Below are 6,467 nucleotides of genomic sequence, written 5' to 3'. Positions count from 1 at the left end.
GGGGCGTCCGCCGCGCCGCGCGATCGCCGCGCCGGAGGCGCCCCGGCCGAGACCCCGGAGGAGTGCGGCACCTACGAGGGACCGGACTCCGCGTGGATGTCCGGCTGCCTCTACCTGTCCGGGTTCTCGAACGTGACGAAGCTGGACGGCGCGACGATCATCAACGATCCCGAGTTCGCCGATCCCGTCCTCACCAACGTCATCTACAAGATCACCCGGACGGGCGCGGAGCTGCGGCAGCGGTTCGTCGCCCCGCTGCGGTCGCGGTCGACGTTCCTGACGTTCGGACTCATGCCGACGACGGCGACGATGGAGCTGACCCAGGTGCCGCTGGAGCCGGGCGGTCCCGTCTACGGGGCCGTCGAGGCGATCACGAACCTGGAGACGGGCGTCCAGACGGTCAAGGCGCACATGAAGATGTCGATCCGCCTCTACGACGTCAGTGTGAAGGGGACGCCCCTCGACGTCGGCGCCCGCTGCCGCAGCTCGGTCCCCGCCGAGTTCGAGCTCACCGGCACCATGACGAACATCCTGGAGGGCGGCGTCCTGGACGGGACGTTCGCGATCCCGCCGTTCGAGGGCTGCGGCGCGGCCGAGGACCTCGACCCGCTGTTCAACGCGACGGTGTCGGGCTCGAAGAACCTGCTCCGCGTGACCCTCGGCACCACCTGCCTCCCGTTCGCGCAGATCGGCTGCCCGCCGGTGCTGCCCGAACCGTCCCGTTCCGGGTCCGCCGCCGGCTGACCCGCTCCCGTGCACCAACGAAGGAGGAAGACCGTGGCCCCTCCCATCGAGCAGTGGCGCCGCTGGATCGCCGAGAACCTGCTGCTGGGCAACCCGCCGGAGGCGATCCGCGCGGTGCTGGAGCGGAACGAGTTCGGGGCGGCCGAAGCGGCCCGCGAGGTGGACGCGGCGCTGGAGAGCCCGTACGTGCAGGGCGGCTCGCGCGTCGCCAACCGGCTCCGCAAGCGCGAGTGGACGCTCACCGTCTACGGGCGGCTCGCGCGGATGCGGGCGAACAGCGGCGTGGTCGAACGGCGGGAACGTCCGTCCCGGGACGAGTTCTTCGAGGAGTACTACGCGCAGAACCGGCCGGTCATCATCACCGGAATGCTCAAGTCGTGGCCCGCGCTGGAGAAATGGAACCTCGGCTACTTCCGGGACCGCTGCGGCGACCGCGAGGTCGAGGTGCAGTTCGGCCGCGAATCGGACGAGAACTATGAGCTCAACGGTCCGCGGCACAAGCGTGTGATGCCGTTCCGGCAGTACCTCGACCTCGTCGAGTCGGCCGGGAAGACGAACGACTTCTACATGACGGCGAACAACGGTTCCCGGAATCAGGACGCGCTGGACGCCCTGTGGTCCGACATCGACCCGATCGACGAATACCTCGACGGCGACACGCGCGACAAGAGTTTCTTCTGGCTCGGCCCGGCGGGCACGAAAACCCCGTACCACCATGACCTCACGAACAACTTCATGGCGCAGGTCATCGGCCGGAAGCACGTGAAGCTGGTGCCGCTGCACGACACTTCGTACATCTACAACAACGTCCACTGCTACTCCGAAGTGGACGCGAGCGCGGTCGACGACGCGCGGTTCCCGAAGATGCGCGACGCGCAGGTGCACGAGTGCACGCTGGGGCCGGGCGAACTGCTGTTCATCCCGATCGGCTGGTGGCACTACGTAGAGGGCCTCGACACGACGGCGACGATGAGCTTCACGAACTTCCGCCGCTACAACGACTTCGCGGAGAACTACACCACCTACCAGCACCTTTAATAAAGCTGCGCGCGAACCGTCAACTTTCCCGTACTGATCGACGTCATACGTCCGACGGACGGACCGAACGGACCGGACGGACCGAACGGACGGGCGAGGCGGCGGGAGCACAGGTGGCCGAACGGCGTACGGTGCTGCAGGGATCCCCGCTGCTCCCCGAAGACCCGAAGCGGATCGGGGACTACTGGCTCGCGAGCCGGCTCGGCGCGGGCGGCCAGGGCGTCGTGTTCGAGGCGTACGGCGAGACCGGCGAGCGGGTCGCGGTCAAGGCGTTCCACGAGCGGCTCGCCGGAAGCCCGCGGCTGCGCGCGCAGGCGGGCCGGGAGGTCGCCGCCGCCCGCCGCGCCGCGTCCTTCTGCACCGCCCGCATCCTGGCCGCCGACCTCGACGGCCCGCGCCCGTACATCGTCAGCGAGTTCATCGAGGGCCCCAGCCTGCGCGACGTCGTGCTGGAGACCGGCACGTACGGCGGCGACGACCTGGTGCGGCTGGCGACCGGCATCGCCACCGCGCTCACCGCCATCCACCAGTCCGGCGTCATCCACCGCGACCTCAAACCGGGCAACGTCCTGATCGGCCCGGAAGGCCCCCGGCTCATCGACTTCGGCATCGCCCGCACCGACGACATGACGCTGACGGCCGCCGAAGGCGTCATCGGCACCCCCGGCTACACCGCCCCCGAAGTGCTCCGCGGCGAGCGGGCCGCCCCCGCCGCCGACGTGTTCGCCTGGGGCGTCGCCGTGGTGTTCGCCGCGACGGGCCGCTCCCCGTACGGCGCGCCGGACTTCGCCGCGTCCCTGCGGCGCATCGTCGCGGACGACGCCGACCTCACCGCCGTGGACGAGCCGCTCCGCACGCACGTCCGCCGCGCGCTGGCCGTCGACCCGGACGACCGCCCGACCGCCCCCGAACTGCTCCTCGCGCTGATCGGCGGCGCCGACGCGGCGGCGCTGCTCGGCGAGGGCAGCCGGATCGCCGCGGCCGTCCGGCCCCCGGAGTCGCACGCGCCGGACCCGTCCCTGCACGGCCGCGTGAACGCGCGTGCCGCGACGTCCCCGACGCCGACCGTCCGCTCGTCCCGTGCCTGCTGCTCGGGCTCGTCGGCGCGGACGGGGAGCCGCGGCCCGTCCCGCGCGCGGACCTGCTCGCCGCCGGGCCGCCCGGCTCCGCCGAACCCCTCGACCGGATCCTCGCGATCTTCGCGGCCGCCGGGCTGATCGAGATCGCCGGCGAGGTCTGCTCCCTCGCCGCCCCCGCGCTCGCCCACACCTGGCCCCGCCTGCGCGCCTGGATCGCCGACGACCGTGAAGGACTGCGCGTCCGGGACGAGCTGGCCCGCGGCGCGCGCCTCTGGGACGAGCACGGCCGCAAGCCCGGCGACCTGCTGCAAGGCACCGCGCTGGCCTCGACCGCGCAGTTCGCCACCACGCAGCGGACCCGGGTCGGACTCGGCGGCCCCGCGCAGGACTTCCTCGCCGCGAGCCGCGCCCGGGACCGGCGGCGGACCCGGATCCGCCGCGCACCGCCGCGGCGACCGCCGTGTTCCTCGTGCTGTCGCTGATCGCCGTCGGCGTCATCGAGTCGCAGCGCCGCGACATCGAACGGCAGCGCAACGAGGCGTGGGCGCGGTCGGTCGCCGCGCGCGCCGAGGCCGTCCGGGACGAGGACCCGCGCGCGCGATGCTGCTGAGCGCGGCGGCGTGGCGCATCGCGGCGGTCGACGACGCGCGCGGCCAGGTGCTGACGGCCCAGTTCGAGCAGGCCGTCGCGGTGCGGGAACTCCCCGCCCAGCCGAACCACACCGCGACCAATCTGTCGCTGAGCGCCGACGGCGAGCGGCTCGTGCACATCGGTGCCGCCCCCGACCGAGGCGCCGAATTCATCGACGTTCCGACGTTGCGCGAGCGTCCCATCGACCTCACCGGCGCGCCCGCCGAGACCGACCCGTGGGCGGTGAGCCCGGACGGCCGTCTCGTCGCCTTCCGGCCCGGCGGGAGCACGATCCTCTGGGACCTGGAGAAACAGCGCCAAGTGGGCGAGCCCGTCCCCGCGTCCATCACCCGACTGCCACCCGCGACATCGGCCTCAGCATGTACTGGCAGGACGGCACGCGTACCGAGCCGACGCGCCTGTGGGACTTCCGGACGGGCGAGGCCGTGCCGGGCGTGCCCGGCGGCCTGCAGGCCGAGGTCAGCGCCGACAACCGGCGCGCGGCGATCGTCACGGACGAGACCCACGTGGAAGTCTGGGACCTGCGGGAACACCGCCGGCTGACCACCATCGAGACGTTTGAACCGCTCGGTGAACACGACACCAGTGAACGCGTGGCGCCCGCGTTGAGCCGGGACGGCAAGACCGTCGCGCTCGCCTTCGGGGAGGGAAAGGTGGGCGTCTGGGACGCCGCTACCGGCGAACCGCGCACGGACGACCGGGGCGCACTGCTGACCGGAACCCTGCGCGGGTCGCACTCGCTGACGTTCGCCTCCGACGGCCGGTTCCTCCTCGGCGTCAGCCGCGAGGACGGGGTGCGCATGTGGCGGGTCGACGGGATGGTCGAGACGTTCGCCCGCGACGCCAACGCCGGACAGGCCGCCTTCGGGCCGGGCGACCGCACGCTGGTCGTCGTCGACGGTGATCAGCAGGGCGCCTGGCTGCGCGTGTTCGACGTGTCCCGGCACACCCGGCCCGAGGCGTCGCTGACCTACCCCGCCGCCACCGTGGAGGGGCACCGAGGCGCGTTCAGCCCGGACGGGCGCCTCTTCGCGCTGCGCGACCTGTCGTCCGTCCGGACCTGGAACGTCGACACCGGCGAGCCGGTGGGCCCGGCCGTCCCGAACAAGGTCGGCGGGGTGGAACCGGACCTCCTCGTCGGCTTCACACCGGACGGGCGCAACGTGTACGACAGCCACCGGCCGAGCGGCATCCGGTTCTTCGACCCGAAGACCGGACGGGTGACCCGGACGCTCGGGCCCGCCTATCCCGGCGGGGTGGCGCCGACGAACAGCGTGTCGTTCGACCGCGACGGCGATCGCGTCGTCTACACCGTCGACGGAGGCCAGACCACCCTCGTCCGGGACCTGCCCAGCGGACGCCTGGTCGCCCGGTCCGCCGCCGGAGAGGGCGGCTGGGGGCTGGCGATGATGCGACCGGACGGCGAGGCGATCATCGTCCAGGACGGGCAGGGCGCCCTCCTGGTGTCCCTGCCGACGGGAAACGCCGCCGCCTCTACACGAGCTCGTGGAGCGGCATCGGCGCGCAGAGCCCGGACGGCCGCCTGCTCGCCCAGCGCGGCGCCACCGCGATCCGGCTGTTCGACATGGAGGGCTTCGAGATGCTGGACCCCGCCTTCCCCCTGGAAGACACGGGCAGCGTGGCCGTCTCCTTCACGCCGGACGGCCGGTTCCTCGTCGCCGCGGACTCCGTCGGCCGCCTGCACCTCTGGGACGTCCGGACCCGGAGGCCGCTCGGCGGCCCGGTCCCCCTCCACAACGGCCCGGTGCTCGACATCGCGTTCCGCGACGGCGGCACGCGGATGCTCACCGCCGGGACCGACGGCACCGTCCGGGAGACCTCGCTCGACCCCGGCGACGCCGTGCGGGAGATCTGCGACCGGGCCGGCGAGGGCCTCACCGAGGCCGAATGGCGCCGGTACGTCCCGGACGTTCCGTACCGTCCGGCCTGCCGCTGAGCCTGCTTCTTTGTACCGGGCGGACACTTCGGTTCCGCCCGGTCTTCTTTTTCTGTCACCGGGTGAGTACGGGGCTTCGCCGTTGTATCGGAAATGACAAATTTCCGGCCTCTTCGACCAATTGAGAAACGTGGTCGTATCTATTGAAGGGGTTGAGTGAAGGAGGCGGAGTTTTTGTCAATGGCCAGTACAGACACCCTGTCCGGACGCTGAGTAGCTTGCATCAACGAATATCAGAGCTTTTCAAGATCTGATTTTTCGGGGGGCGTTTCGACTCTGCGGTGCGTCGCCTGATGCACCGGGTCCCGTCCAGAAAGGGCATCACGTTGGAAGGCAAGCTCAAGAACCGTACGCGTCGCGCGGTCAGCGGCCTCGCGGCCGCGGCCATCGGTGGTCTCGGCCTCACCGCGCTCGGCGTCGCCGCCGCCGCGCCCGCCATGGCGGAGCCCGTCCACCAGACGCTCAACTACCACTGCGTCTTCCCGCTGATCGGCAACCAGCCGCTCGTCGTGGACGTCCGGTCCGACATCCCCACGGAGATCGCCGTCGGCGAGCAGACGCCGGCGTTCCAGATCGAGGCGACCGCGCACATCACCCCGACCATCCACAACGGGCTGCGGGCCGTGCAGGCCGCCACGCTGGAGGGCTGGGCCACCGCGCAGGCGACCCTGTCGGTGCCGGAGTCACCGTCGCTGCCGGTCGCCGTGGACGCGCTGTTCGACACCGTCGAGGTCCCGAACCGCCCGGGCGCCTCCTGGGACCTGATCGCCACCGGCGCCGCGCCGCAGCTGGTGTTCACCCAGACCGGCCCGGGTGAGATCCACGTCGGCGACATGACGCAGATGATCAACCCGAAGCGGGCGGACGGGACCGAGGTCTGGCCGGGCGGCCAAGAGGTCGCGTGCACCAAGGACCCGGGCCAGGACGAGCCGTTCGCCACCTTCGAGATCGTCGACGGCACCACCCCGACCCCCACCCCGACCCCGACCCCGACGCCG

6 protein-coding genes and 2 pseudogenes are annotated in these 6,467 nt (G+C 71.9%); all 8 read left to right on the top strand.

Annotated elements, in window-relative coordinates; all coding sequences use genetic code 11:
* A pseudogene (locus tag BJF79_RS55995) lies at nt 1–744 on the top strand (hypothetical protein); the annotation flags it as partial.
* Between the two features lie 33 nt (nt 745–777).
* On the top strand, nt 778–1,782 hold the full coding sequence (locus BJF79_RS29360; RefSeq protein ID WP_187357076.1) for a cupin-like domain-containing protein: 1,005 nt from the start codon (nt 778–780) through the stop codon (nt 1,780–1,782).
* Nucleotides 1,677–2,687: pseudogene (locus BJF79_RS29355) on the top strand (serine/threonine-protein kinase); the annotation flags it as partial. The gene BJF79_RS29360 and the pseudogene BJF79_RS29355, both read left to right, overlap by 106 nt.
* Before the next feature lie 179 nt (nt 2,688–2,866).
* Nucleotides 2,867–3,343 (top strand): hypothetical protein, encoded by a 477-nt coding sequence (locus BJF79_RS67415; RefSeq protein WP_410050154.1) that lies wholly within the window; start codon nt 2,867–2,869, stop codon nt 3,341–3,343.
* Nucleotides 3,322–3,471, top strand: a complete 150-nt coding sequence (locus BJF79_RS55990) for a hypothetical protein (protein ID WP_158079325.1) — start codon at nt 3,322–3,324, stop codon at nt 3,469–3,471. Before BJF79_RS67415 ends, BJF79_RS55990 begins: the two co-directional genes overlap by 22 nt.
* Nucleotides 3,462–4,055, top strand: coding sequence for a hypothetical protein (locus BJF79_RS62160; protein ID WP_075902226.1), 594 nt, complete (start codon nt 3,462–3,464; stop codon nt 4,053–4,055). Before BJF79_RS55990 ends, BJF79_RS62160 begins: the two co-directional genes overlap by 10 nt.
* Nucleotides 3,938–5,566, top strand: a complete 1,629-nt coding sequence (locus tag BJF79_RS53945) for a WD40 repeat domain-containing protein (protein ID WP_262402734.1) — start codon at nt 3,938–3,940, stop codon at nt 5,564–5,566. The genes BJF79_RS62160 and BJF79_RS53945 overlap by 118 nt, the downstream gene beginning before the upstream one ends.
* 229 nt (nt 5,567–5,795) lie before the next feature.
* Nucleotides 5,796–6,467, top strand: a 672-nt coding sequence (locus BJF79_RS29335) for a DUF6801 domain-containing protein (RefSeq protein WP_316043466.1), incomplete at its 3' end; no start/stop codon positions are given.

The organism is Actinomadura sp. CNU-125 (genome assembly GCF_001942465.1).
In the GTDB taxonomy this organism is placed as follows: Bacteria; Actinomycetota; Actinomycetes; order Streptosporangiales; family Streptosporangiaceae; genus Spirillospora.
Note: the sequence above shows the minus strand (reverse complement) of the source record. Positions and strands in the feature narration are given on the sequence as shown.